22 protein-coding genes are annotated in these 25,743 nt (G+C 51.0%); 4 read left to right on the forward strand and 18 right to left on the reverse strand.

Annotated elements, in window-relative coordinates:
• Positions 1-12: 12 nt before the first annotated feature.
• The 14 genes from argH to BWI97_RS09440 all read right to left on the reverse strand — a co-directional run bounded on the left by argH (position 13) and on the right by BWI97_RS09440 (position 13,368).
• Positions 13-1,347 (reverse strand): argininosuccinate lyase, encoded by a 1,335-nt coding sequence (gene argH, locus BWI97_RS09375; protein ID WP_102200837.1) that lies wholly within the window; start codon positions 1,345-1,347, stop codon positions 13-15.
• Positions 1,348-1,503: 156 nt separating this feature from the next.
• Positions 1,504-2,019: an NADH-quinone oxidoreductase subunit J gene (locus BWI97_RS09380; RefSeq protein WP_094810136.1), complete on the reverse strand. Its 516-nt coding sequence runs from the start codon at positions 2,017-2,019 to the stop codon at positions 1,504-1,506.
• Positions 2,020-2,056: 37 nt separating this feature from the next.
• Positions 2,057-2,575: an NADH-quinone oxidoreductase subunit I gene (locus BWI97_RS09385; protein WP_094810138.1), complete on the reverse strand. Its 519-nt coding sequence runs from the start codon at positions 2,573-2,575 to the stop codon at positions 2,057-2,059.
• A 92-nt stretch (positions 2,576-2,667) separates the two neighbouring features.
• On the reverse strand, positions 2,668-3,816 hold the full coding sequence (gene nuoH / locus BWI97_RS09390) for an NADH-quinone oxidoreductase subunit NuoH (RefSeq protein WP_094810140.1): 1,149 nt from the start codon (positions 3,814-3,816) through the stop codon (positions 2,668-2,670).
• Between the two features lie 126 nt (positions 3,817-3,942).
• A complete protein-coding gene (locus tag BWI97_RS09395) occupies positions 3,943-5,043 on the reverse strand; it encodes a 2Fe-2S iron-sulfur cluster-binding protein (protein WP_102200838.1) in 1,101 nt (366 codons plus the stop codon).
• Positions 5,044-5,115: 72 nt separating this feature from the next.
• Positions 5,116-6,459 carry an NADH-quinone oxidoreductase subunit NuoF gene (gene nuoF, locus BWI97_RS09400; RefSeq protein ID WP_102200839.1) on the reverse strand — a complete coding sequence of 448 codons (1,344 nt, stop codon included), beginning with the start codon at positions 6,457-6,459 and terminating at the stop codon, positions 5,116-5,118.
• A gap of 95 nt (positions 6,460-6,554) precedes the next feature.
• Positions 6,555-7,052 (reverse strand): NAD(P)H-dependent oxidoreductase subunit E, encoded by a 498-nt coding sequence (gene nuoE / locus BWI97_RS09405; protein ID WP_102200840.1) that lies wholly within the window; start codon positions 7,050-7,052, stop codon positions 6,555-6,557.
• Between the two features lie 6 nt (positions 7,053-7,058).
• Positions 7,059-8,339, reverse strand: a complete 1,281-nt coding sequence (gene nuoD / locus BWI97_RS09410; protein WP_233207794.1) for an NADH dehydrogenase (quinone) subunit D — start codon at positions 8,337-8,339, stop codon at positions 7,059-7,061.
• Positions 8,340-8,414: 75 nt separating this feature from the next.
• A complete protein-coding gene (locus BWI97_RS09415) occupies positions 8,415-8,915 on the reverse strand; it encodes an NADH-quinone oxidoreductase subunit C (protein WP_094810146.1) in 501 nt (166 codons plus the stop codon).
• Positions 8,916-8,947: 32 nt separating this feature from the next.
• The gene (locus BWI97_RS09420; RefSeq protein WP_094810149.1) at positions 8,948-9,505 is read right to left on the reverse strand and encodes an NADH-quinone oxidoreductase subunit B; all 558 of its coding nucleotides are present in this window, start codon (positions 9,503-9,505) and stop codon (positions 8,948-8,950) included.
• A gap of 42 nt (positions 9,506-9,547) precedes the next feature.
• A complete protein-coding gene (locus BWI97_RS09425; RefSeq protein ID WP_094810151.1) occupies positions 9,548-9,943 on the reverse strand; it encodes an NADH-quinone oxidoreductase subunit A in 396 nt (131 codons plus the stop codon).
• Positions 9,944-10,122: 179 nt separating this feature from the next.
• Positions 10,123-11,490, reverse strand: coding sequence for a neutral/alkaline non-lysosomal ceramidase N-terminal domain-containing protein (locus BWI97_RS09430; RefSeq protein WP_102200841.1), 1,368 nt, complete (start codon positions 11,488-11,490; stop codon positions 10,123-10,125).
• Positions 11,491-11,564: 74 nt separating this feature from the next.
• On the reverse strand, positions 11,565-12,029 hold the full coding sequence (locus tag BWI97_RS09435) for a DUF3299 domain-containing protein (protein WP_102200842.1): 465 nt from the start codon (positions 12,027-12,029) through the stop codon (positions 11,565-11,567).
• Between the two features lie 100 nt (positions 12,030-12,129).
• On the reverse strand, positions 12,130-13,368 hold the full coding sequence (locus BWI97_RS09440; protein ID WP_102200843.1) for an ABC transporter permease: 1,239 nt from the start codon (positions 13,366-13,368) through the stop codon (positions 12,130-12,132).
• 248 nt (positions 13,369-13,616) lie between these two features.
• Here BWI97_RS09440 and BWI97_RS09445 point away from each other — a divergent pair, with 248 nt between their 5' ends.
• The 4 genes from BWI97_RS09445 (at position 13,617) to bla (ending at position 16,817) form a co-directional block, all read left to right on the forward strand.
• Positions 13,617-14,282, forward strand: coding sequence for a sensor histidine kinase (locus tag BWI97_RS09445; protein WP_094810159.1), 666 nt, complete (start codon positions 13,617-13,619; stop codon positions 14,280-14,282).
• 146 nt (positions 14,283-14,428) lie between these two features.
• The gene (locus BWI97_RS09450) at positions 14,429-15,091 is read left to right on the forward strand and encodes a response regulator transcription factor (protein ID WP_094810161.1); all 663 of its coding nucleotides are present in this window, start codon (positions 14,429-14,431) and stop codon (positions 15,089-15,091) included.
• A gap of 104 nt (positions 15,092-15,195) precedes the next feature.
• Entirely contained in the window at positions 15,196-15,822 is a 627-nt protein-coding gene (locus BWI97_RS09455; RefSeq protein ID WP_102200844.1) for an ABC transporter ATP-binding protein, read from the forward strand.
• A gap of 110 nt (positions 15,823-15,932) precedes the next feature.
• Complete coding sequence (bla, locus tag BWI97_RS09460) at positions 15,933-16,817, forward strand: class A beta-lactamase, subclass A2 (RefSeq protein ID WP_094810163.1); 885 nt, start codon at positions 15,933-15,935, stop codon at positions 16,815-16,817.
• A gap of 10 nt (positions 16,818-16,827) precedes the next feature.
• On the opposite strand, the gene BWI97_RS09465 is transcribed toward bla, so the two are convergent.
• The 4 genes from BWI97_RS09465 to BWI97_RS09480 form a co-directional block, all read right to left on the reverse strand.
• Positions 16,828-17,397, reverse strand: a complete 570-nt coding sequence (locus tag BWI97_RS09465) for a uracil-DNA glycosylase family protein (protein ID WP_102200845.1) — start codon at positions 17,395-17,397, stop codon at positions 16,828-16,830.
• Between the two features lie 32 nt (positions 17,398-17,429).
• Positions 17,430-18,020 carry a bifunctional precorrin-2 dehydrogenase/sirohydrochlorin ferrochelatase gene (locus BWI97_RS09470; protein WP_094810179.1) on the reverse strand — a complete coding sequence of 197 codons (591 nt, stop codon included), beginning with the start codon at positions 18,018-18,020 and terminating at the stop codon, positions 17,430-17,432.
• A 68-nt stretch (positions 18,021-18,088) separates the two neighbouring features.
• On the reverse strand, positions 18,089-19,480 hold the full coding sequence (locus tag BWI97_RS09475; RefSeq protein ID WP_102200846.1) for a glycoside hydrolase family 140 protein: 1,392 nt from the start codon (positions 19,478-19,480) through the stop codon (positions 18,089-18,091).
• Positions 19,481-19,614: 134 nt separating this feature from the next.
• The gene (locus BWI97_RS09480) at positions 19,615-25,245 is read right to left on the reverse strand and encodes an S-layer family protein (RefSeq protein WP_102200847.1); all 5,631 of its coding nucleotides are present in this window, start codon (positions 25,243-25,245) and stop codon (positions 19,615-19,617) included.
• Between the last annotated feature and the right edge of the window lie 498 nt (positions 25,246-25,743).

The raw sequence follows: 25,743 nt of genomic DNA on the forward strand, positions 1-25,743 counted from the left end.
AAAAGCGTAGGGTTACTGAAGGAGAGCATCCAGGGCCGTTCGTACCCGTTCAAAACCAAAGCCTTGTAACTGAGCATCCATCAAAGCCGTAATCTGCTCGTTGGCCGGATTGCCGATGCTGCCCAGGTGTGTATGCTTCAGATCCCGGGAAGCCGCGTACGAACCCTCGCCAATTTCCTTACCCACCTGACGGTAGGCATCCCGGAAGGGTATGCCTTCGATTACCAGTTCGTTTACCCGCTCTACGCTGAAAAGCAGATCGTATTTTTTGTCTTCCAGCAAATCCGTTTTCACCTGAATGTTTTCCAGCATGTAAGCCGTAATGTCCAGGCAATCCAGAATTTCCTCAATGGCGGGCATCAGGATTTCTTTGAGCAACTGCATATCGCGGTGATACCCCGAAGGCAGGTTACTCAGGACCAGCGTCACTTCCATCGGTAGTGCTTTCAATCGGTTCGTTTTCCCGCGTAACAGTTCAGCCACATCCGGATTTTTCTTGTGCGGCATGATGCTGCTGCCCGTCGTAAGGGCGTCGGGAAGCGTCAGGAAAGCGAAGTTCTGCGAGTTATACAGACACACATCCATCGCCAGCCGGGAAAGCGTCTGGGCGAGATTGGCAATCGCCGTCAGAGCCATCCATTCCGTTTTACCGCGACTCATCTGAGCGTACACGACGTTGTAATGTAAGCCTTCAAATCCCAGTAAATCAGTCGTCAGTTGGCGATCCAGCGGAAAGGAAGAGCCGTACCCCGCTCCGCTGCCCAGCGGGTTGCGGTTGGCAAAATGGTACGCGGTCTGGAGTAAAGCCACATCATCCGTCAGTGATTCGGCGTAGGCCCCAAACCACAGCCCAAAGGACGAAGGCATGGCAATCTGAAGGTGCGTATAGCCCGGTAACAGATCGTTTTTATGCTGTTCAGATCGCTGAATCAGTACGTCGAAAACGCGTTTGGTTTCCTTAGTAATCAGTTCCAGCCGGTCCCGGGTGAAGAGTTTCAAATCCACCAGTACCTGATCGTTCCGACTGCGACCGGAGTGAATTTTCTTTCCTACGTCACCGAGCTTTCGCGTCAGCATAAGTTCCACCTGCGAATGAACATCTTCAATACCGTCTTCAATCTCAAAATTTCCGGCCTGAATGTGAGCGTAAATTTCCTTCAGTTCCTGTTCAAGGTCTGCCAGCTCCTGCTGCTCCAGCAGGTTTACGGAAGCCAGCATGCGGGCGTGAGCCAGGTTACCCAGGACATCAAAGGGAGCGAGGTACAAGTCCATCTCCCGATCCCGGCCTACGGTAAATTTTTCTATTTTTTCAGAAGTCGAAACGCCTTCTTTTTGCCACAATTTCATGCGTAATGCTGGAAAGTTTAGCGGTCAAGACTTTCAGTCTTAACGTATTGTCTAATAAGGAATCGCAAAAAACCGAAAAAGGACCGAGCAATAAAAGAAAAACCCCGTAATCCGATGGGGGTTACGAGGTCTTTAGGGAAGGGTTCCCGTATAATTTTAAAAATGCCGTTCGCCTTTTTCGCGTTTGCCGAGCATGACCGCTCCAACCATCGCTACAAAGAACAGGATGGTAACCAGCTCAAAGGGAAGTAGATAATCCAGGAATAAGGTTTCCCCCAGGACTTCTACGTAACCAGTGCGAATATCAAACTTCTCGGCTGAGGGCATCGGATATTGCAGACGACGCACCGCCATGACAATCGCTCCCAAAATGGCGATGCCGACTACAAAGGCTGCCACCCGCTGAAGAGTACTCTTGGTTTCTTCCTTATACTCCCGAAGATTCAGGAACATGACTACGAAGAGAAAGAGTACCATAATGGCTCCAGCGTAGACAATTAGATTGACTACGGCCAGGAACTGAGCATTGAGTAAGATATAGTGACAGGAAAGGCACAGAAAAGTTAATACCAGACAAAGTACACTGTACATGGGATTTCGGACCAGAATGACCGCCAAGGCAAAAACGATGGTCAGGGCCGTCAGAAGGTACCAGATTTTATCAGCTGACATAGCGTAACGAAGGATCGATTTTTAACGAATAAACAAATTACTTCCAGCCTTCCCGCAAATACCGGCTACTCATATCTTCCACCAGGCGATCTTTTCCGTAAATCACCTCATCCCGGCTCATGAATACGGGTACAAACTGGTCGTGACGAAGGTAGATGGCCTGTTTGGGGCAGGCTTCTTCGCAGAAACCGCAAAAAATACAGCGGAGCATATTGATTTCATAAACCGCCGCGTATTTTTCTTCCCGGTACAGATTTTCTTCCCCGGCTTTCCGCTCGGCCGCTACCATCGAAATGGCTTCCGCCGGACAGGCTACCGCACAAAGGCCACAGGCGGTACAGCGTTCGCGACCAGCTTCGTCCTTTTTCAGAATGTGCTGTCCCCGAAATACGGGACCCAGATATCGTTTCTGTTCGGGGTAATTAATGGTCGGTTTTTTCTTGAAAAAGTGTTTGAGCGTAATAGCCATGCCGCCAGCAATGGCCGGAAGGTACATCCGTTCGGCCAGCGTCATTTCGCTCTTATCTATCTTCTTTGCTCGATTAGTGAGTTGCATGAGAGGGATGAGTTTAGGGTTTAGGGTTTTGAGTTTTTAAGAGTTGTCTGAGCGTTAACATTTAACACTAAACTCAAAACCCTAAACTCGATCTATCGCACAGGTGCGGCTTCCAGAATACCTCTGGCAGCTTTGGGCTTCATGGCAGCCTGTACGGCTACGACGGCTACGATAATGACGACGGCTACCCAGCTGAACCAGCGAAGGTTGAACATCAGGCCGATACCCGTAACGATGATGTTAAGGATGGAAAGCGGAATCAAACTCTTCCAGCCCAGATTCATGAGTTGATCGTAGCGGAAACGTGGTAAGGTCCAGCGTACCCACATGAAGAAGAATACGAAGAATAAAGCCTTGGCGATGAAGGCAAAGAACCCAATAGCCGTGGCGATGTTATGACCCGTGGCGTCGTTGCCCAGAGCTTCCGCGACTTTATCCATAAACGGATAGTTGAAACCACCGAAGTACAGAGCCGATACCACGCAGGACGATACGAACATGTTCACGTATTCGGCAAAGAGGTAAAAACCTAGTTTCATCGACGAATATTCCGTATGGTAACCGCCAATCAGCTCGGCCTCGCATTCGGGTAAGTCGAAGGGCGTACGGTTACATTCGGCAAAGGCACAGGTCAGGAAAATGACGAAACCCAGCGGCTGAAACAGAATATTCCAGCCTCCGCCGTGCTGAGTATTAACGATGTCCCGAACGGATAAACTGCCCGTCATCATGATTACCGCAATGAGGGATAAACCCAGAGCCAGCTCGTAACTGATGTTTTGTGAAGCAGCCCGAATGGCTCCCAGCAGTGAGAATTTGTTATTGGAAGCCCAACCTCCCACCATCACGCCGTAGACGCCCAGCGAAACAATACCGAACACCCAGAGAATACCAATGTTCACCTCGATACCCTGCACCTGAATTTCCTGACCGTCGATGCGGAGGGTATCTCCGAAGGGAATCACCGCCGAAGACAACAGAGCCGTCAGCATCGCCAAACAGGGGCCTGCAATGAAGAGCCATTTGTTGGCTTGTGCGGGAATGAAATCTTCCTTGAAAAACATCTTTCCGGCGTCGGCGAGGGGTTGTAACAAGCCACCCCAACCTGCCCGGTTCGGTCCCGGACGATCCTGCATGTAACCGGCTACTTTACGCTCGGCCCAGGTAGAATACATAGCCACAAAGAGCGAAAGCCCAAAAATGACCAGAATGATGATTGCTTTGATCCAGAATATATCCATCTTTTTTCTAGTTGATGGTTATTGGTTGACTGTTATTGGTTGAGTGATCCATTAAGGATTCTTGAGGCAATGACGATTTTGTCATACGTACAACTTCCAACAACTAAAAACAATCAACGAACAACATTACTTGTCCTCTGCCCAGTTTTGAATTGACCGTATACCTGCGACGGCGGATTCGCCCGCGGGTGGAATTAATGCTTTGAAACGTTCTTCCGGCAACTGCTTGATGTTCAGTTGGCTGGTATCACGTGCTTCGTGAACGTCTTTGTACTGCGAAGCCGCCAGACGACGGGCAAACTCCGGAACGATCTTGTTGGCTCCGTACTTGTTGGCAGAAATTACCGAATGGCGGGCTACCTTCGTAGGGCCTTCAATGGTCCAGTCCGCCGTGTTTTTGCGTTCGAATCGGCAGGTGTTGCAGATGAAATCCAGTACTTCACCCCACTGGTTTTTACGAGCCGTCACCCGAATCACCTCATCGCCCCGGTACCAGAGCGTGACTTTCCCCGAACACTTTTCGCAGTCGCAGTGAGCATCAACGGGCTTGGTAAACCAGACCCGGTTTTTGAAGCGATACGTCTTGTCCGTCAACGCACCTACGGGACACACATCGATTACGTTTCCGGAAAAATCATTGTCAATCGCTTTTTCGATGTACGTTGAAATCTCCGCATGATCGCCGCGATTCAGTACCCCGTGTACGCGTTTGCCGGTAATCTGATCAGCCGTGAATACGCAACGGTAACACAGAATGCAGCGGGTCATGTGCAACTGAATATTCGGCCCGAGATCCTGTTTTTCAAAGGTCCGGCGTTCTTCTTCGTACCGCGTTTGCTGAACGCCGTGCTGGAAGGAAAAGTCCTGCAAGTGGCATTCCCCCGCCTGATCGCAAATGGGACAATCGAGGGGGTGATTCAGTAACAAAAATTCAACGATGCCTTTCCGCGTTTCGAGAACCTGTTCGTTCACGGTATTTTCCACGATCATGCCATCCTGAACCTGCGTGATACAGGAAGGCACCAGCTTGGGCATAGGGCGGGGGTCTTTTTCAGAGCCCGCTGTTACTTTTACCAGACAGGCCCGACACTTGCCACCCGAAGCCTTTAATGGCTCGTAGTAACACATGGCCGGCGGAGCTACTTCTGGACCAATCTTCCGGGCCGCCTGAAGAATGGTCGTACCCGGTTCGACTTCAATGGTGATATTATCAATCGTAACTTTCATGTCATTACAATTTTGAATGAATGAATGAATGAATGAGCGAATGATAGGATAAGGCACTCACTCATTCATTCATTAAACCAGTTCCATGTGGCCTTTGAATACCGCACCGGGACGCGTCGCTTCCTGCGGATTGGTAATGTGCCATTCAAATTCGTCCCGGAAGTGCCGGATGGCTGAGGCGATGGGCCAGGCTGCTGCATCCCCCAGCGGACAAATGGTATTGCCTTCAATCTTCTTGGCTACATCCACCAGTAAGTCAATGTCGTGCATGGAGCCGTGGCCGTGTTCAATACGGTGGAGGACCTTCTCCATCCAGCCCGTACCTTCCCGGCAGGGTGAACACTGCCCGCAGGATTCATGGTGATAGAATCGGCTGAAATTCCAGGTATTTCGCACGATACAGGTCGTTTCATCCATGGCAATAAAGCCACCCGAGCCCATCATGGTCCCCGTAGCAAAGCCACCGTCGGCCAGGGATTCGTAGGACATCAGGCGATCTTCACCCGCAGCGGTTTTTAGTAACATCGCGGCGGGCAGAATGGGTACGGATGAACCTCCCGCTACCACCGCTTTCAAATGGTGACCGTCGCGAATACCACCACACCATTCGTCAGAGTAGATGAATTCCTGTACGGGCAGGCCCAGTGGGATTTCGTACACGCCCGGTTTTTTGAGGTGACCGGAGGCCGAAATCAGTTTCGTACCCGTTGAACGGCCAATCCCGATGGCGGCATAGGCATCGCCTCCGTTATTGACAATCCAGGAAGTCGTAGAAATAGACTCGACGTTATTAACTACCGTTGGGCATTGATACAGACCCTTGACCGCCGGAAAAGGAGGTTTATTTCGGGGGTTTCCCCGTTTGCCTTCCAGCGATTCGAGCAGAGCCGTTTCTTCACCGCAGATATACGCTCCCCCACCAGGTTGTACGTAGAGTTCGAGATCGTAGCCTGAACCCAGAATGTTTTTTCCAAGAAAACCGGCTGCCTTTGCTTCCGCAATGGCTTTTTCCAAAATGCGAACCACGTACATTAGCTCGCCCCGCACGTAGATGTAACTGGCATTGGCCCCCAGAGCGTAGCTGGATACAATCATGCCCTCAATCAGCAAATGCGGGATGGTTTTCATCAGCCAGTGGTCCTTAAAGGTACCGGGCTCTGATTCATCGGCATTGCAAACCAGATAGCGGGGAACGCCTTCGGGTTTCGCCAGAAACGACCACTTCATACCCATGGGGAAACCCGCCCCGCCGCGACCGCGAACGCCCGATTTCTTTACTTCTTCCACCACTTCGTCGGGCGTCATGGTTTTGATGGCTTTTTCTACGGCGGCATAACCTCCGTTTTTGCGGTATACATCAAAGGTCTCAATTCCCGGAAGGTGGGTATGAGCCGTAAGTATCTTAGGAAGCGACATAATAGAGTTTGGATCTATCGTTTAGCGTTTTGAGTTTAGGGTTTAGCGTTGTGTTTAACTAACTCAAAACGCTAAACTCAAAACCCTGAACGTCACTACTGCTTGAGTTCATCAATAATTTCGTCTACTTTCTCAATCGTCAGGTGCGTGTAGTACTTTTCGCGGATCTGGAAGCAGGGGCCCCAGCCGCAGGCGGCCAGGCATTCCACGGGCTTGATCGTGAACAGCTTATCGGCCGAAGTTTCACCATCCTGAGCACCGATTTTCTGCTTCAAATGGGCGTAGACTTCTTCGCCCCCCATCAGCATACAAGGACCGGTTCGGCAGTATTCGATGACGTGCTTGCCGACGGGTTCGAGGTGGTACATGGTGTAAAACGTCGCCACTTCGTATACTTCGATGGGTTGTATACCCAGCAATTCTGCAACATAATCCATCCCTTCCGCGGGCGTCCAGCCTTCCTGTTCCTGTAACAGGTGCAGGAGCGGGAGTAGGGCCGATTTTTGCCGACCTTCGGGGTAATGGGTTAGTATTTCTTTGGCTCGTTCCAGCCGTTCCGGCGTGAATTCGATGCGGGGTTTTGTTTCAAGCATGGGAGGTTAAGCGTCTAATTCACCGGCAATTACGTTCATGCTACTCATGATAATGATGGCATCGGACAACGTAACGCCCTTGCATAATTCAGGGTAAGACTGATAAAAAATGAAGCAGGGTCGCCTCATTTTCAGTCGGTAAGGACTCCGGCCACCGTCCGAAATCAGGTGGAAGCCCAGCTCTCCATTGCCGCCTTCAACGGCATGGTACACCTCGCCCACGGGAATCGGAATTTCACCCATGACAATTTTGAAGTGATAGATGAGAGCTTCCATGTTGCGGTATACTTCTTGTTTAGGAGGCAAGTAGTACTCCGGAGCATCGGCGTGGAAGGGGCCTTCAGGCAGGTTTTCTACGGCCTGCTGGATGATTTTAAAGCTCTCCCAGATTTCTCCGTTGCGTACCATGAAGCGATCGTAGGTATCGCCCGAGTAACCAACCGGAATATCAAAGTCAAAATCCTGGTAAGAAGAATACGGACTCATCACCCGCACGTCGTAATCGATGCCCGCGGCCCGCAGGTTCGGCCCACTGAAGCCGTACTGAAGGGCCATCTCCTGCGATACCGGACCTACACCCACCGTACGATCAATGAAAATACGGTTGCGATTCAGCATCTTCTCAAACTCCTGCATCACGGGTGGGAAGCTGCGAATGAATTCACGGATTTTACGAATGGCTTCGTTAGACAAATCCCGCTCCATTCCCCCGAAACGACCCATATTGGTCGTCAGACGGGCTCCACACATTTCTTCGTAAATCTCGTAAATTTCCTCGCGTTTCTGCATCACGTACAGAAAGCCCGTAAAGGCTCCGGAATCTACGCCCAGAATGGAGTTACAAATGAGGTGATCGGCAATGCGGGCCAGTTCCATCATGATTACCCGGATGTACTGAGCCCGTTTGGGTACTTCGATGCCGAGTAATTTCTCGACCGTCATGTGCCAGCCCATGTTGTTGATCGGACTGGAACAGTAGTTCATCCGGTCGGTCAGCGTAGTAATCTGGTACAGGGGGCGGCGTTCGGCTATTTTTTCGAAAGCCCGGTGGATATAACCAATCGTCGGTACGCCCGAAACGATTTTCTCACCGTCCATCGTTAAAATATTCTGGAAAATCCCGTGCGTGGAAGGGTGCGTTGGCCCGAGGTTGAGGGTGGTAAGTTCGCGACCGTCTTCCGCAATTAGGGGTACACCATCCTTGAGGGCCAGGTTTCCTACCTGCGGACCCATAACGGCCGGCTGATCCCGCTGGGTTAATGTATTATTTGTGTTGGTTTCGCTCATCGGATTAGGCTTTTTAGCAGTTCGCTGCAGTGAGGTCAGTGGAGTTCCAGGGGAGCATCCCCCGTGGGAATCCGCCTAGCGGCCAAAAAGGGCGTCGATTTTGTCCTGACGGGTCGCGTCTTCCAGCGGAAATTCTTTCCGCATGGGGAAGTAATCCATTTCCTCGATGTTCAGAATCCGAATCAGGTTCGGGTGACCCACGAAATTGATACCGAAGAAATCATACGCTTCCCGCTCCATCCAGTTGGCACTCTTATGCAGGTCAACAATCGTAGGAACGTCTGGAGCTTCGATGGGAACGAAAATCCGGATCATAATGCGATGATTGTGCGTCCAGCTGTGGAGGTGATAGACCACGCTCAGTTCACCACCTGTATTATCCGGGTAGTGAATACCGGCTAAATCGGTAAGATATTGGAATTTAAACGTTGGATGGTTATACAAATACGCAATCATGGGCTTGGCCGTCTCGACGGTCGTAAAGACACTCATGATTTCGTGATGCTCTTCAAACCCCGCAATCTTATCACCGTATTGAGCCAACAGATCGTCGGCAATTTCCTGATTACTAAGCATAAGTAGTTTTCAACGAGGGAATGAAGCCGTAGCTATTTGATAATTCCGTACGATTCGAGCAGTGCCTTATACTCGTCAGAATCCCGACGACGCAACGGCTCGTTTTTAACAATCTCCTGTAATTGCATAACCCCATCCAGAATCTGCTCGGGCCGGGGTGGGCAACCCGGGACGTAGACATCCACGGGAACAATACGGTCAATGCCCTGTAGCACCGAATACGTATCAAAAATGCCACCCGAAGAGGCACAGGCTCCCACGGCAATGACCCAGCGAGGTTCGGCCATCTGAATGTACGTTTGCCGTACAATCGGAGCCATTTTCTTGGCAATGGTACCCATCACCAGCAGCATATCCGATTGCCGGGGTGAGAAGCTCGGACGTTCCGACCCAAAGCGGGCCAGATCATACGTAGCACCCATCGTAGCCATGAACTCGATTCCGCAGCAGGAGGTAGCAAAAGGAAGCGGCCAGAGCGAGTTGCTGCGGGCCAGAGCAATTACTTTTTCAAACGAAGTAGCAAAGAAACCCGAACCGCCGTAGCCGTCCGGAGCATCTACAATTTTGATAGTATTGGGTCTATCGCTCATAGTTGGAATACTGTTCAGGGGACGTAGCCCAGGGACAAGACCTTAGTCCTGATCCCACTTCAATACGCCCTTTTTAATTACGTAATAGAAACCCGCCAGCAGCAGGAGCATGAAAACGATCATTTCTCCAAATACCAGCATCCCTAACCCTTCATTTCGAAACTTGAGGAAATTGACCGCCCAGGGGTACATGAAGATGATTTCTACATCAAAAAGCACGAAAAGAATAGCCGTTAAAAAGTATTTAACGGAAATAGGAGCCCGGGCATCACCGTAAACGGGGATACCGCACTCCCAGGGATCTTCTTTTCGAAGTGTACTACTGGTTTTACGACGACCCGTAAGCAGGTGAGTCGCCAGCATCGTCATTCCGATGAATCCGGAAGCCGCAATAAATTGTACTACGACGGGTGCAAAATCCGCGGGAAGTGAAGCCATAGGAAACGAGGTACGGGTGATTATAAGTAAAGCCTATGTCCGGCTCGATATTAAAATTGTACTTTCTTTACTTACAAAAATCGCATTTCCCGGCATCTTTCCCAATCTTCTGAGGATTTTAGAATCTTTCTAAATAATATTAGATTATTCTAACCCCGCTACAGGAAATTGCTACTTTTTCACAGTTTATTTAAAAGTTTACGACCCATTTCGACAAAATAACTACCCGTATTGGGGCCGAACCAGTTCATGGCTACGCTCTCGTAGGTGTCGCGGGTCCAGTACTTGTCGGGCGTTACGTAACCGATGTAATAGCCGTTGAAACTGGTAACGATCAGGTGCTGGTTTTTCTGCCGGGCTACTGCTGAAAAGTCAGTGACCAGTTCGCCGGAAAAATCGCAGGGCATTCCCAGCAATACCGTCTGACCAATGCGTAAGGCCTTCAGATCGGCTTCAGCCTTTCCAAAGAGCCAGTTAAAAACCCACGGACGAAGTTTCCAGCCTTTGGCAATTTGAAGCTGAGGTTGGCGTAATCCGAGGGGAAGGGTGACAAATTCCAGTGCACGAGCCTTTTGGGTAGATAGGGTCCCGTACGCTTTTTCAATATCGCTGAGTAAGGCCCGGGCCTGGTTGTTCATTTCTTCATCGTCGGTCTGGCCCTCAGTCTTGGGTCGCATGGAACCTACGGCTCCGGCCATATAGGCTGCGAAATTCACGGTCTCCTTTTCCAGAGAATCCACCAGAATGCCGGGATAATCCCGCGATACCACCAGGTTATCGTCATTGATCAGCGTCGCATGAGCGGCATACGTCACCAGCAGAGCCGTTTCACCCGTAGCCTTCTTGAATTTAAGCATCCGGATGAGACTATCGACTGTACCTTCATTTCCTACTAAACGGTTTTCAATGCGATCGGGCTCACTGATTGCTCCGTACCCTATTTCGGTAGGAGCCAGTCGTTGCGTAGCCTCCGAAATAGCCGTAATAATTTGTTTAGCTAAAAACGCTTCTACTTCAGGATTGTAGTTTCCCGCAATCAGTTCGCTACCCACGCCTGCCTGCCAGCCGCCCGCACTATTGTGGCTATGAATGGCTCCGTAATAAATGCGATCCGCCGGGAAGCCCAGGTTCTTCGGCCATTGTGCCTGCACGGCTGCTACTACCGTGGGGGGGACGATGAGTAAATCGGAAGCAATCAGAGCCGTACGCGTTTTCCCATTGTCAAAGACGAACGCCCGTACCCACAGGGAATCCCGTACCCCCGTAGACACTTTGCCCCGGCGGGTGCCGTAACCCGCCAACGGGGTTGCGTAGCTGGGTGTGATGTTCGCCTTCGCCCAACCAACATTTAGGGTAGGTCCGGTTGTATCCACCCGCTGCGAGGCCAGTTGCTGATCCACCTGCTGAAGATTCTGCTGGGTTTGCTGGTACGCTTCGGTGGCGGTATAGGGCGTTTCGTCAACGGTCGTCATAGTAACCGCCAAAATCAGGAGAATAAGAACAATAAGAGCCAGGGAAATCTTGGTAATGAGGCGTAGGAACTTCATGAACAATCCGTTAAAGCAAAGAAAAAACCCCACCGCTAGGGGTGGGGCAAAGATAGAAAGGAACGTAGCTGGACTTATTCGCCGTTGTAAATCTCGGCATTGTCCAGAATGTAATTAAGTTCGTAGATGTCGCTGGCATTAAGTTTCAGCGTACCCTTGAATGTTTGTACTTCATCCACTTTAAACCGACGGTTTTTCTTCATTTTGAGAGCCATGATCGTTTCCGGACCCGTACCCGTACAGAAGAAACACATGGAATTCGGGTAGGCCGAAAGTACGAAGGTATTGGTCGTAATGTCTACCGGTACGAGGTAGCCCTTGATGATGACTTCCTTATTACTGAGTTTCTGTACGCCAGGACCGAAGTTCGGGTACAGAATATACATTTTCTCTTCAGGATACCACTTCTTCTGAAATTTCACATCCTTCAGATTCTCCCAGGTAATCTTAGCAGGATCGGCCACTTTCGGGGCGTCCGTTGTCGCGTTTACGAACAGTCCAACGGCCAAAAACAGCGATAATAGTTTGAATAGCTTCATAACACGGAAATGGTTTCAGCAATGAGTAACGCTAAAAATCTGTACAAAGTTACCGCAATCCCTTACTTTTTTCAACAAGGTTGCAATCAGCTTTCTGGAATTATTCCTCGGCCAGGGTCCGCGACAAATTGAGGCGGTATACATTCAGCGAAGGCAGGGCTGCCGCCAGTAATCCCAGCAGGAGTACGCCCACCAGTAATAAGCCTTCCAACGGCGAAAGGGCCAGTACCTGAAAGCTATAATGAAAGCTTTGATCAGCTCCGGCGGAAAGGACTCCCAAACCCACCCGACTCAGCACGATACCGATGATATAGCCTAGTACACTGATCAGTAAACCTTCCAGCAAAAGCATGGCAAACAGCTTGCTTCGGGTTGCCCCCATGGCCAGCATCAGTGCCATTTCATAACGACGTTCTTTCAGCGAATTGTACAGGGAGACAAACACACTGATGCCCGCAATGACAATGATTACCAGGGCCATCCAGCGAATGGTATCAACGCCCACGCCGAGCAGATCGAGCATCCGGTTGATTTCCAGAGCGGGCGAAGCGGCCTGTAATTTACTGTTTTCGTTGATAATCCGGGGCAGAATGACGTTCCCCATCGGATTGCGGAATTTAATGAGTAAAGCAGTAATCTCGTGGCTGGGATCGTCGGCGGTAGAATCTTCCGGCGTTCCGTTAATCATTTCACCAATGATGGCATTGCCCTGACTGCCTTCCTGGCCTTCGTGTACTTTCCAGAGGCTTTCTACGGGCGTCAGAATGACATTGTCTACCACAGAATTATTATAGGCTGCAATGCCTACCACTTTATATTTGGCGTCGCCGTGTACGTGGCCTTCCTCGTCAAAACCGTGGGCTCCGGCGAATGTATCGCCAATCTTCAGACCGGTCTGCCGGGCTACTTTTTCACCAATGATGGCTTCCAGCGGCTGGCTAAACATACGTCCTTCCGTCAGTTTCGCCTCAAAATGAGCCAGATACGTAGAGTCAGTGCCCACAATGCGGAAGAGTTTATAGTTATCGCCCATCGCCAGCGGAATTGCTTTCTGTACCATGGGGTTACGCGATAACATCTGAGCGTCCGACAAGGGAATATTGCCCGTAGGAGAGTCTATCTGATAAATGGAAGAAAGAATGATTTGCAGCGGACTGCCTTTGGCCCCTACTACCAGATCAATGCCTTTCAGATTCCGGGTAAACTTATCTTCCAACTGCTGACTAATCAGTAACAACAGCGAAATCAAGCCTACACCCAGGGCCATCAGAAGGGTGCTCAGGAAAGTACTCAGCGGTTTATCCCGCAAATTAGCCAGGGAGATCTTGATTACATTCATGCCACAAAGTTGCAAAAAAACCAACGCCTTTTGCGGGTAAAAAAAGGAAATTCAAAGCAGTTTTTCTCTAAGAGCTAGGTAACAGGCCAGGGCTAAACACATCGCTCCAGAGACTAACAAAAATCAGGTAGTAAAGATATACGCAAAAATTATGGTAGAATTGTACTCAGAAATCGACTCAACCTACCCGATATTGTCCGCCTGGCAATCCGTAAAACCGACCAGTATATTTCCGAAATTTGAACAGAATGTCAGAACTCCCTGAATCGAACGACCCTATCCGTACGGCTGCCTTATTGGAAGGGCAGGAAGAAGAACGCAAGCGGCTGTCCCGCGAGTTACACGATGGCATCGGACAGTTATTGACGGGTATTCGCTGGCACATCGACCAGTTAGCGGATGCTCCCTTTACCGAACGCCAACGCGACAGTTACCAGGAATTACAGCAGCTGATTCTGGAAACAATCGCGGCTACACGTCAGGTATCTTTCGACTTGATGCCGAGCGTATTAAGCGACTTTGGTCTCGACGCGGCTCTCCGCCTGCTCTGTGAACGTACAACCCGTCCGGGAACACTAACGGTTGATTTCCAATCGAATAAGCGAAGTGAACGACTTTCTGAAGCAACCGAAATTCATTTATACCGGATTACTCAGGAAGCTCTTACCAACGCTTTGAAGTACGCCAACGCTTCCCGAATGGAAGTACGATTAACCGAAACTAGCTTACATCAATTAGTTTTACGTATAGTAGATGACGGTATAGGGTTTTCTCTCGAAGAACTTACCCGGCGTGCTCAGGTACGATCCGGCTTACGGAATATGAAATTGCGGGCTGAATTGCTGGGAGGACGCTTCCAGATTGAATCCGTTCCCGGTCAGGGAACGATTATTGAAGTATCTTTGTCTCAGTAATTATAATTATTTTTAAAAATAAAAAAGTGGGGAATAGTATTCAGTCTGATATGTTTCGTTACTTTGGAGTACAATCCTGTGGTTACTGCTTCCGCCAAGCAAAACCATAGCTGTTCTTTTCTTTTATATAACCGTCAATGAAACTAATGGCAAAAATTCGAGTACTCGTCGCAGATGATCACACCGTAGTACGGAAAGGGCTTAGAATGCTGCTAGCCGATGAAGATTCAGTAGAAATTGTGGGAGAAGCCGCCGATGGTCAGGAAGCTCTGGAGAAAATCCCTGAAACTAAACCCGATGTGGTTATTCTGGATATCAGTATGCCCCGCCTGTCCGGAATTGAAGCCGCTAAAGCCATTGCACAGCAGTATTCAACCGTGAAAGCTCTGATTTTCAGTATGCACAACAATCAGGATTATATTCTGAAATCCGTTGAAAGCGGAGCCGCAGGCTATCTGCTGAAAGATACGGATAAAGAAGAAATCTTGTTGGCTTTGCAAAAAGTATCGCAGGGTGATAAGTATTTCCCTCCGACCATTTCGTCTGTATTCGTGGACGCTTTGCTGGGCCGTAGTCGCGGACGCACAGCTACGCGTGGAAACGACGATAGTCCGCTGAGTAAACTTTCCCGCAAGGAACGTCAAATTCTGACCATGATTGCGGAAGGCCTCAACAGTCGGGAGATTGCTGAAAAACTAAACCTGAGTATTCGTACTGTAACGAACCACCGGGCGAACATGCTGCGTAAAACCAAAGTAAAAAATACAGTTGAGCTGGTTCGTATTGCCGTGGAAGAGAAAAAGTCCTAAGGTTTTACGTACTTCGCGTACCGTTTTCCGGGAAGATTCATCTACAGGGATTGAATGTACTCGTTTGGAAAGCACAGTTGCGAAACCGTAAACAGACTTCCTGCATGATTCAGACGCACCAATTGACGTTTGCTTATAGCCCAACGAAGCAATTTAGCTTTCCCGATATTGAATGTCCCGATCAGGATACTCTTCTGATTTTGGGACGTTCGGGCCGGGGCAAAACGACCTTTCTACATTTACTGGCTTTGTTACTTCAGCCGCAGGGCGGACAAATACGCATTGGCCAGGAGGACATATCGCAGTTTTCACCCAGCGAAGCAGCAGCGTTCCGGGCCAAACACGTAGGTCTGATTTACCAACGGCCGCACTTCGTACGTTCGCTTTCGGTGCTGGATAATCTGATTTTGGCTAATTACTTAGCCGGAAAAAAAGCCGATACCGAAAAGGCCCGTCAACTGGCTCAACGTTTGGGCTTTGCGGAACACCTCGGTAAAAAAACGCATCAACTCAGTTTGGGTGAGCAGCAACGGGTAGGTATTGCCCGGGCTCTGATGAACGAACCGCAGGTAATTCTGGCCGATGAACCTACCTCTAGCCTTGACGATGAAAACTGCTATCTGGTCGTGGAGCTACTCAAAAAACAATCGGCTCATTTGGGGGCCAGTCTGGTCGTGGTTACGCACGACGGCCGCCTGAAAGACGTATTCCCCAAACGTGTAGAATTGTAAAGCTACCCGGACAGATTTCAGAAAAATCCTGAAGAAATTACTACTATACCCTGCTACTTAACCAGTAGTCAGGGTATTTTTATGTTCTATTGTTTCAACACTTCCCTACCATGTATCGTCTTTCTGCTCTTCTCCTGGGCCTACTGATTTCGCTGGCAAGTTTCGGGCAATCGTCCTTACGCAAGGCTATTCAACAAATCGCCCAAAGCTCCGGGGGAACCGTCGGTGTTTCGATTATTCATCTGGAAAGGGGCGATACGCTTTCCCTGAATGGTACCGGCCATTTTCCGATGTTGAGTGTCTATAAATTTCCGATTGCTATAGCTCTATTGAACCAGATCGAGGCGGGTAAATTCGACCTGGATACGAAATGGCACATTACGAAAAACGAATTGCTACCCAATACACACAGTCCCCTTCGCGACAAGTACCCGCAGGGAAATGTAGATCTAACGATTCGGGAATTGATGGAAAATATGGTAGCCCTGAGCGACAACAATGCCTGTGACATTATCCTGCGAAAACTCGGAGGTACAAAAGTCGTGGAAGCCTACTTTCATCGCTTAGGTTATAAAAATATGACGATTCGGGCTACGGAAGAAGAAATGGCGACGGAATGGTCCGTACAGTATCAAAACTGGTGCGAGCCGGTGCTGATGGGACGTTTGTTGAACGATTTTTATCAGGGAAAACGCCTCAATTCCGCTTATACCAAGGTTCTTAAGGATATGATGCTCAGTACTTCTACGGCTCCTAACCGCTTGCCGGGATCGCTGCCCAAGGGTACGCCCATTGCTCGGAAAACGGGTACGTCAGGTACGAACCCGGCGGGTGTGACCGCAGCTACTAATGACGTGGGGGTAATTACGCTGCCTTCCGGCCAACACCTCATCGTGGCTGTATTCGTGATGGACTCCAAAGCGGAAACGGCAGTACGGGAGCAAACCATCGCCCGAATTGCCAAAGCCGCCTACGATCACTACAACCAGAATTAAAAGGCAGTACTTACGCCTGAAGAATCGCCGCTACTTTTTCCTGTAACAGCGGTATCATCGCTTCTTCAAACCAGGGATTCCGGCGAAGCCAGAACTGATTACGTGGTGAAGGATGGGGCAGGGGCCAGTACGCCGGTAAAAAGCGTTCGGCCTCCCGCACGGCTTCGGTCAGTGGTTGCTGGACGGGTAAATACTGCCGCTGAGCGTATTGACCAATCAGTAACGTCAGTTCGATATGGGGTAAGTGACGAAGGATGGCTTCGTGCCAGTACGGAGCACACTCGGGCCGGGGCGGCAAATCGCCATTCGATCCTTTACCAGGGTAACAAAAGCCCATGGGAACAATGGCTACCTGCGTCGGATCGTAGAACGTGTCCCGATCCATGTTCATCCACAACCGTAGGCGATTACCGCTGGCGTCGTTCCAGGGAATGCCCGAATCATGAGCTTTCTGGCCGGGAGCCTGCCCGATGATGAGTATTCGGGCCTGACTACTGGCCTGCAAAATGGGTTTGGGTGGTAAGGGCAAAAACGGAGCACAACGGGTGCAATTACGTACCTGAGCTAGCAATTCTTCCATTACGATCCTAACGGAAAAACGAGCCAAAAAATTCAGGAATCTTTGGACGGAGCTTCTTTGACCAGCCCTTCCGTTAGATCGTTGAGCTGTTTGACTTTCGCCTGAAAATCGCCTTTGATCCGCTCGCGTATGACGACCAGATTATCCAGAATTTCCTGAATATTATCGGGAATGATTTCGCTGAAAAACTCCCGCAACCGCTTGGCCAGGGTTGGCGATTTCCCATTCGTGGAAATCGCAATTTTCAGATCTCCCTTCTGGACAATGCTCCCCAGGTACAAATCGCAGAGATTTGGGGTATCGGCCACATTGGTCAGGATGCGTCGTTGCCGGGTTTCGGTTTTAATGGTGGCGTGTAAAGCGGGATTGTCCGTTGCCAGAATCACCAGATCGGTATGGTCCAGGTCACGGAGTTCAAAGGCCCGCTCGACGAGTCGGACGCGGGGGTGTTGCCCGGCCAGTTGCCGTACTTCGTCGCGAATGAGCGGGGCTACTACCGTCACCGCAGTATCTGGACTGTTCTGGAGTAAGGCGGTCAGTTTTTCCAGGCCAACGTTGCCACCACCCACCAGCAGGACATCCAGCGTTTCGAGTTTTAGAAAGACGGGGAACAGACGATTCATTAGTACATACGGATTTTGATCAAAAGTACGGATTAAAAAATACCCGAACGAAACAGTCGTTTCAATCATCACTTCGGCAAAGGGTAGGCCTTGCTGGCGTCGTCGAGAATCAATACCCAGTCCTGTCCGTATCCTTGCGTGGGTGGAGTAAATTTCTGAGGCTCCTGACCCGACACTTTCCCGACCGCTTTACTGGCTCCTGTACGCGGATCATACCAGGTCGCCTGCCAGGAGGTTCCCGAAATTTTTCCGGGTCGGACTGTAAAGGGCCGTCCGGCAGCGGAGTACACGAAAGCGTAATCCTTACCCCGCGTCGCCTGAATCCGGTCGGCGGGTCCGTACTGATTTTCTTCGATCAGCGACTGATCCGGCACCCGGTCGAGCAACGGTCGCGACTCCATCAACGCCCGTACATACTGCATCTGATTAGCCGCGGGCAGATTCAACGCTTCTTCCCAGGAAAGATGTGGCCCGTTGACGGGTTCGTGCCGGGGCGTGTACATTTGCCAGACATCGTGACAGCCGTACGTATGGCCGTGGGCACCCGCAAAAAGGTCGAAGTACGCGTACTTCCGCACATCGTACGCATTGGAATAGCCGAGGTCTTTGGCGTTGAAACACACGGGATGGTCTTCGTAAATAGGCTCACCATCGAGCACGGGTTTGGCGGGCATTCGGTTGTAGACGAAGGCAATTTTGTCGTACGTAGGCGTATCGCGGCAGTGACCATTCTGTAGCATATTGAAATCCAGCCAGCTATCCTGATGAAACCAGTGCGAAGAGCCACCCATGGTCAGCTCATTGGGTTGGGGATGAAAGGTCATCAGGGCCTGATCCACTCCCCCCACGCCTTCGGTGACACCCTGAGCCAGGGCCCGCCAGACGGCCACGTCATCCGACTTATCACGAGGGGTACGGTCGCCACCGATCACCCATACCACATTTGCCTGATTTTTGTACCGGTTTCCCAGCCATTGGCCGAAAGTGCGGGCGTTTTGAGTCGTGAAGATTTCGGGGCCTTTCCCCCAGGCTTTGTTCAGCTTATCTCCCCAGGTTGGTAACAGAGCAATGACGATTCCGTACGAAGCCGCCTTTTGAATCACGTAGTCCACGTGCTGAAAATACGCTTCATTGGGTTGGGTAAGATCGTGGTTACGAAGGGGCTTTTCACCCAGAGCATTTGGGGTATTCAGGCCATCCAGCTCGGCCAGAGCTACGGCTTGTACCACGGTAAATCCCTGTTCGGCCCGGCGTTTGAGATAGCGGTCGGCTTCTTCCCGGTTCAGTCGGTGTAGCAATTCCCAGGCCGTGTCCCCCAGCCAGAAAAAGGGAGTGCCGTCGGCGTGAACCAGATACCGATGATTGGATGCTACCCGTAATTTCCCGTGAGAGAAAGCCTGTTGAGCCCATACGCCCGAAGTCAGCAGAGCCAGCCCCAGCGTTAAAAAAAGCGTTTTCATTGATAGAATGGGTAAAGAGGTTGCGGAAATCAACACATAACAAGTCCGGAAATTCCCGTGAAAAGATACGTACAATGAACAAAAAAAAAGCCACCCCGAATAACCGGGGCGGCTTTTTTAAGGCGTAGGTTCTGCTAAGGCAGAGCTACTTTCGCCGACGCTTTGTGCGAGGCATTATCCATTCGAATCAGGTAAATACCTGAACCCAGCGTAGAAGAAGAGAATTCTACCGTATTGCGACCGGGTTGCAGCTCCAGTTGCTGCGAACTCAGGATACGGCCTGAAAGATCCATCAGATACAGGGTCGTTTCTTTCGACAATTGTTCGTCACCATAGTCTACGAATACGCGAACATTCCGCGAAGGATCGGTACTGGCTTTCATCGCGATGCCTACGTAGCCGTCGAGTTTCACCGAACGAACCGGAGAGAGCGTAGACTTGCCATCCTGATCTACCTGCTTGAGGCGGTAGTAGTGGATGAAGGCAGGGTTCACCGATGCGTGCACGAAGGAATAATTCTGACGCGTAGCTACGGTACCTTTGCCGTCCAGGCTACCTACGGTTTCGAAGTCACGTCCGTTGGTGGAGTGTTGTACTTCGAAGAGGGCGTTATTCTTTTCCTGAGCCGTTGCCCATTCGAGTTGTACGTTCGATCCGGCAGCCTTGGCCGTGAAGGCGATCAGGGTAACGGGGGTCGGTACTTCGGTGATGGTGAGGCTCGTCGTTTGTGTAATCGTTTGAGCGGGAGAACCTGCATCCGTAACGGTTACCGTGATGTTGGTGAATACTCCGGATTGCGTGGGCGTACCAGAAATCTGACGAGTCGCAGGATTGAAGACCAACCCTGGAGGCAGATTGTTCACCGTATAGGTATAAGGACCTGTACCACCGGTAGCCTGCGGAATGAAGGCCGTATAAGCCGTTCCGGTCACACCGTCTGGCAGCGTAATGGGAGCCTGAGCCAAACCTGAAGGAGTAACCGTCAGGTTGTAGTTACGCGTAGCCGTTTGTTGCGGGTTACCGGCATCCGTAGCCGTCAGCACAACGGTAAAGTTACCGAATTCAGTCGGCGTACCCGTGATTTCACGCGTCGTTGGATTGAACGTCAGTCCAGCTGGTAAACCAGAAACAGCGTATGCAATGGGCGAGGTACCACCTGTAGCCGCGGGGAGCGTAGCTGTGTAAGTCGTACCCGCCTGTGCAGCTGCCAGCGTAGCGTCAGGCAGGATTAGCGTAGCCGGGTTGATCGTCAGCGTATAATTACGCGTAGCGGTTTGTTGCGGGTTACCGGCATCCGTGGCCGTAACAGCAACCGTAAACGTACCCGATTGCGTCGGCGTACCCGTGATTTCACGCGTTGCTGGATTGAACGTCAAACCAGCCGGGACACCGGAAGCTGAATACGTAATGGGCGTCGTTCCACCCGTAGCTGCAGGAATTGTCGTAGCGTACGTTGAACCCACCTGACCCGCAGCGAGCGTAGCATCGGGCAGTACGAGCGTGGCTGGAATTACTGTAATGGTGTAGTCCTGCGAAACCGTTTGTTGCGGTGAACCGGCATCAGCCGCCGTCACTGTTACCGTGAACGTACCTGCCGAAGTAGGTGTACCCGTAATTTGGCGAGTTGCCGGATTGAAGCTCAAGCCATCCGGAAGACCTGTAGCAGAGTAAGTAATCGGTGTGGTTCCACCCGAAGCAGCGGGCGTCGTTACGGAGAAGGGCGTTCCTACCTGAGCCGTAGCCAGCGTAGCCGTAGGCAATACCAGCGTAGCCGGATTCACCGTCAGCGAATAGGTCCGTGTAGCCGTTTGTTGAGGATCGCCCGCATCCGTAGCCGTTACTTCGATCGTGAAGTTGCCGAACTGGGTTGGCGTACCCGTGATTTGACGCGTCACCGGGTTAAAGGAGAGTCCTTCGGGTAATCCTGTCGCGGAATACGTAATCGGCGTGGTTCCACCCGTAGCGGCCGGAATCGTAGCGGTGTATTCCGTACCGACCTGAGCAGCCGTCAGCGTAGCGGCGGGCAGTACCAGCGTAGCTGGATTCACCGTCAGCGTGAAGTTACGCGTAGCGGTTTGTTGCGGATTACCCGCATCCGTAGCCGTAACCGCTACCGTAAACGTACCGGATTGCGTGGGCGTACCGGTGATCTGACGCGTTTCGGGATCGAAGGTCAGTCCAGCCGGAAGACCTGTCGCGGCGTACGTAATCGGCGTAGTGCCACCCGTAGCGGCCGGAATCGTAGCCGTATAAGGATTACCCACCTGAGCAGCTGCCAGGGTAGCGGCGGGTAGTACCAGCGTAGCCGGAACTACCGTAATGGTGTAATCCCGTGAAACCGTTTGCTGTGGATTACCCGCGTCCGTAGCCGTTAGCGTTACCGTAAAGGTACCTGCCGTCGTGGGCGTACCCGTGATCTGACGTGTTTCAGGATTGAAGCTCAAACCTGCGGGAACACCCGTAGCCGAATAGGTGATGGGAGAGGTACCACCGGTAGCGGCGGGAAGCGTCGTAGTATAGCTGGTGCCAACCTGAGCGGTAGCCTGCGTAGCCGCAGGTAATACCAGCGTAGCGGGATTCACCGTCAGCGTGTAATTACGCGTAGCCGTTTGCTGGGGATCACCGGCATCCGTAGCGGTAACCGTTACGGTGAACGTTCCTGACTGCGTGGGTGTACCCGTAATCTGGCGGGTAGCCGGATCAAAGCTTAGGCCAGCGGGAACTCCCGAGGCTGCATACGTAATCGGCGTGGTGCCACCCGTAGCCGCTGGAATCGTAGCGGTGTATTCCGTACCTACCTGAGCAGCCGTTAGCGTAGCAGCGGGCAGGACGAGTGTGGCAGGAACTACCGTCAGCGTGTAATTACGCGTAGCGGTTTGTTGCGGGTTCCCCGCATCCGTAGCCGTTACGGCTACCGTGAACGTACCAGCTTGCGTGGGCGTACCCGTAATCTGACGCGTGGCCGGGTTGAACGTCAGTCCGGCAGGAACACCCGAAGCGGAATAGGTGATCGGTGTGGTTCCACCCGTAGCGGCGGGAATCGTAGCCGTATAGTTGGTTCCAACCTGAGCCGTCGCTAACGAAGTATCGGGCAGTACCAGCGTAGCCGGATTTACTGTAATGGTGTAATCCCGTGAAACCGTTTGTTGCGGATTACCCGCGTCAGCAGCCGTCAGCGTTACGGTAAACGTACCTGCAGTCGTCGGTGTACCCGAAATAACCCGGGTCGTAGGGTTGAAGCTTAATCCAGCGGGAATACCCGTAGCGGAATACGTAACGGGCGTTGTTCCACCCGAAGCGGCTGGGAGCGTGGTTGAATAACTCGTTCCTACCTGAGCGGTAACTGGCGTAGCCACAGGCAAAGTCAGCGTAGCCGGATTAACTGTCACCGTATACGTACGAGTAGACGTTTGAGCCGGCGAAGCGGCATCCGTTGCCGTCACTGTCACCGTAAACGTACCTGACGTAGTTGGCGTACCCGTCAGCTGACGGGTTTCAGGGTTGAACGTCAAACCAGCCGGTACGCCCGTCGCTGAATAGGTAATGGGTGTGGTTCCACCCGTAGCAGCCGGAATTGTAGCCGTATAACCAGTACCTACCTGAGCCGCAGCCAAGGTAGCTTCGGGTAATACCAGCGGTGCCGGATTGACTCGCAGCGTATAATTCCGCGTAGCCGTTTGCTGGGGATTACCCGCATCCGATGCCGTAACGGCTACCGTAAAGGTGCCATACTGCGTGGGCGTACCCGTGATCTGACGCGTTTCTGGATTAAACGTCAGTCCAGCGGGAACATCAGCAGCTGTGTAGGTGATGGGCGAGGTACCGCCCCGGGCCGCCGGAATCGTCGTTACATAAGGATTTCCTACCTGACCCGTTGCCAGCGTTGTATCAGGCAAGATCAGCGTAGCCGGCGAAATAATTACCGTTACATCCCGGAAGGTAGTTTGTGAAGGATTGGAAGAATCAGAAACCTGAACGCGTACCGTATACGAGCCCGCCGTTGTCGGCGTACCCGAAATAACACGGGTATTGGGGTCAAACGTTAGACCGGGAGGCAAATTGGTAACGGTATACGTGTACTTCGGATTTCCACCCGTAGGCTCCGGCAAGGCCGCCGAGGCATACGGTGTTCCTACTGTACCATTGCCCAGAGCAAATGCGGGTAATGCCAGGTTCGCGGGAGCGATGACCAGGGTATACACGTGGCTACCCGCCGGGAGGTTTCCGCCGCCGGTTACGTCAGTGATGTTCACATTGATCTGATACGTACCGGGTGTAGCACTGGGAGCGACGGTACCCGTAATGGTTCCGTTCGCAGCGAGCGTCAGGCCAGCGGGTAGGTTAGAACCCGTTGCCAGGGCGTAGTTCAGCGTCCGGTTTGCACCGCTTGAAGTAGCCGATAATGCACCCGTATACGCCTGACCTACCTGCCCGCTGGGAGGATTCGTAAAGCCCGTCAGTGAAAGTACATTAACTACGGCCGCAGCCCGCAGGGAAGTTTCCGTACAGCCGTTACGCTGGGTCGCTGCGTAGTAACGGGTCGTCTGATTTAATACCGGTGTTGTGAACGTTTTGCTGGTACTTACCTGCGACGTTCCCGTTGCAGAGCTGTACCAGATGACGTTATCACTGGCAACGGTGGTAGTAGCCGTCAGCGTAGCCGTATTGCCCGCGTAGATCGTTACGTTCTGGCTGGTCGGGGCAACGACCGGAGCTCCTGGCGTCCGCTGAATTTCATAGATGGTTAAATTACCGAGTAGGTTAAGTACCCCTGCCGTACGTACCTCAATGCGATCAAAAGCACCAGTTGACCGGAAGCCTATGTAGTAGCGATCGCTTGTACCACTCAACAAATTCAGGGAGAGCAGATTACCCGTTATGCCCGAATTTACCGGTGTATTGCCTAAATACGTGTTAATGGAGAATGAGCTGAGCAGTTGTAAATCCAGTAAATTACCCGTGCGTTGAATCAATACCTTAACGCTATCGCCGGAAGCTCCTTCAGAAGTAAAAACAGCCGTAGAGTGAATATAACCCGTGGCACCAACGGCCGTTTGTAGCACTGCTGCCGTATTGAGGTTACCATCCACGGCATTGAGTGGGTTTAATACCCCACCAGCGACACCCGTAGCCAAGCCAACGGCCCCATTGAGCTGATCATCCGGTGAGTCGCAGGCGACGCCCGTAGCATTAGTTTTATAATAGGCACCGTATACGTTAATTCCACCGCTTAATAAAGACAGCGTCGGAGCATAGGTAATCCGTACCCCCTGATTCGCCACAGTGGGTGTATAGATTAATTCATACTCATTGACGCCGCCTACCAGTGACAACAAGCCTGAAACCTGAGAAGGCGAGCCTAGTAAGGTCCCCGAAGCATTAATTGCCTGAACGCGTAATGCTTCACCAATCCCTAGTAAGCTTGCTGTACTGCCTAGCTTGATGTGAATAGGCGTATTGGCAGTAATTGAGCTGGGAAACGTTAAGTTAATGAAGGCCGTTGCTCCTAAACCAGTAGCGTTTATATTGGCTGACAGGTTTCTTTCTGCCAGGGTGGTGTTAGTAATGGCATTATTGGGATTACTAACAGAACCAGCTCCAACCACTGGAATACTGGTAGTTCCGGGCGTCGCGTTGTTGGCGTACACGCGTCTGAGAGCCCGCTGAGCAAAGGTCTGCGAGAGCAGCGTTACAAAGAAAATACTAAAGGTTATCCCAAACCTGAGTACGGCTCGGGCATAGTGTGACCGGGTAAATGTTTTCATAGATTGAATTAATTTGGATTGAAATCGAAAAGTTACTCATTTAACCCTTATTGTTGAGGGTTAAATCAGGCATAGAAACGTCTGACTCCCTAGCTAAAGGGAGACCGGAAAGCACACACGTAAACGCTAACTTATCGGAGTCGTTAAGTCAGAATAAAGACGTACGTATGCTAGGAGCAGGGCGAAAGAAAAGATAGTTCGTGGGTTGTAAAATTAGTCATAGGCGGTCGCTAATTTTCACAAGGATTAATTTGGATTGGTCGATGGTTATTCTCATTGCAAAAGCAGAAAATTAGGTTTTTAGCTGAGCTAAAGTGCTTAAGCATGAGGTGCTTGATGGATTTGTTACCACTTGTCAAGCGGGTGTAAAAGTAATTAAATAACTTACACTGTCAATTATTTTTTAAATTTTTACCTCTTTTTTTTAAAAAAATAACCTTTCTGATGTGACTATACGTATAAATTATAATTTGATGGAATTGTTTTGAAAATTCTAAG

This window comes from Siphonobacter sp. BAB-5405 (genome assembly GCF_002872335.1).
Classification (GTDB): domain Bacteria; phylum Bacteroidota; class Bacteroidia; order Cytophagales; family Spirosomataceae; genus Siphonobacter.

Coding starts and splice junctions, on each gene's coding strand:
- argH (WP_102200837.1), bottom strand. CDS start 1,347: ATGAAATTGTGGCAAAAAGAAGGCGTTTCGACTTCTGAAAAAATAGAA.
- BWI97_RS09380 (WP_094810136.1), bottom strand. CDS start 2,019: ATGTCAGCTGATAAAATCTGGTACCTTCTGACGGCCCTGACCATCGTT.
- BWI97_RS09385 (WP_094810138.1), bottom strand. CDS start 2,575: ATGCAACTCACTAATCGAGCAAAGAAGATAGATAAGAGCGAAATGACG.
- nuoH (WP_094810140.1), bottom strand. CDS start 3,816: ATGGATATATTCTGGATCAAAGCAATCATCATTCTGGTCATTTTTGGG.
- BWI97_RS09395 (WP_102200838.1), bottom strand. CDS start 5,043: ATGAAAGTTACGATTGATAATATCACCATTGAAGTCGAACCGGGTACG.
- nuoF (WP_102200839.1), bottom strand. CDS start 6,459: ATGTCGCTTCCTAAGATACTTACGGCTCATACCCACCTTCCGGGAATT.
- nuoE (WP_102200840.1), bottom strand. CDS start 7,052: ATGCTTGAAACAAAACCCCGCATCGAATTCACGCCGGAACGGCTGGAA.
- nuoD (WP_233207794.1), bottom strand. CDS start 8,339: ATGAGCGAAACCAACACAAATAATACATTAACCCAGCGGGATCAGCCG.
- BWI97_RS09415 (WP_094810146.1), bottom strand. CDS start 8,915: ATGCTTAGTAATCAGGAAATTGCCGACGATCTGTTGGCTCAATACGGT.
- BWI97_RS09420 (WP_094810149.1), bottom strand. CDS start 9,505: ATGAGCGATAGACCCAATACTATCAAAATTGTAGATGCTCCGGACGGC.
- BWI97_RS09425 (WP_094810151.1), bottom strand. CDS start 9,943: ATGGCTTCACTTCCCGCGGATTTTGCACCCGTCGTAGTACAATTTATT.
- BWI97_RS09430 (WP_102200841.1), bottom strand. CDS start 11,490: ATGAAGTTCCTACGCCTCATTACCAAGATTTCCCTGGCTCTTATTGTT.
- BWI97_RS09435 (WP_102200842.1), bottom strand. CDS start 12,029: ATGAAGCTATTCAAACTATTATCGCTGTTTTTGGCCGTTGGACTGTTC.
- BWI97_RS09440 (WP_102200843.1), bottom strand. CDS start 13,368: ATGAATGTAATCAAGATCTCCCTGGCTAATTTGCGGGATAAACCGCTG.
- BWI97_RS09445 (WP_094810159.1), top strand. CDS start 13,617: ATGTCAGAACTCCCTGAATCGAACGACCCTATCCGTACGGCTGCCTTA.
- BWI97_RS09450 (WP_094810161.1), top strand. CDS start 14,429: ATGGCAAAAATTCGAGTACTCGTCGCAGATGATCACACCGTAGTACGG.
- BWI97_RS09455 (WP_102200844.1), top strand. CDS start 15,196: ATGATTCAGACGCACCAATTGACGTTTGCTTATAGCCCAACGAAGCAA.
- bla (WP_094810163.1), top strand. CDS start 15,933: ATGTATCGTCTTTCTGCTCTTCTCCTGGGCCTACTGATTTCGCTGGCA.
- BWI97_RS09465 (WP_102200845.1), bottom strand. CDS start 17,397: ATGGAAGAATTGCTAGCTCAGGTACGTAATTGCACCCGTTGTGCTCCG.
- BWI97_RS09470 (WP_094810179.1), bottom strand. CDS start 18,020: ATGAATCGTCTGTTCCCCGTCTTTCTAAAACTCGAAACGCTGGATGTC.
- BWI97_RS09475 (WP_102200846.1), bottom strand. CDS start 19,480: ATGAAAACGCTTTTTTTAACGCTGGGGCTGGCTCTGCTGACTTCGGGC.
- BWI97_RS09480 (WP_102200847.1), bottom strand. CDS start 25,245: ATGAAAACATTTACCCGGTCACACTATGCCCGAGCCGTACTCAGGTTT.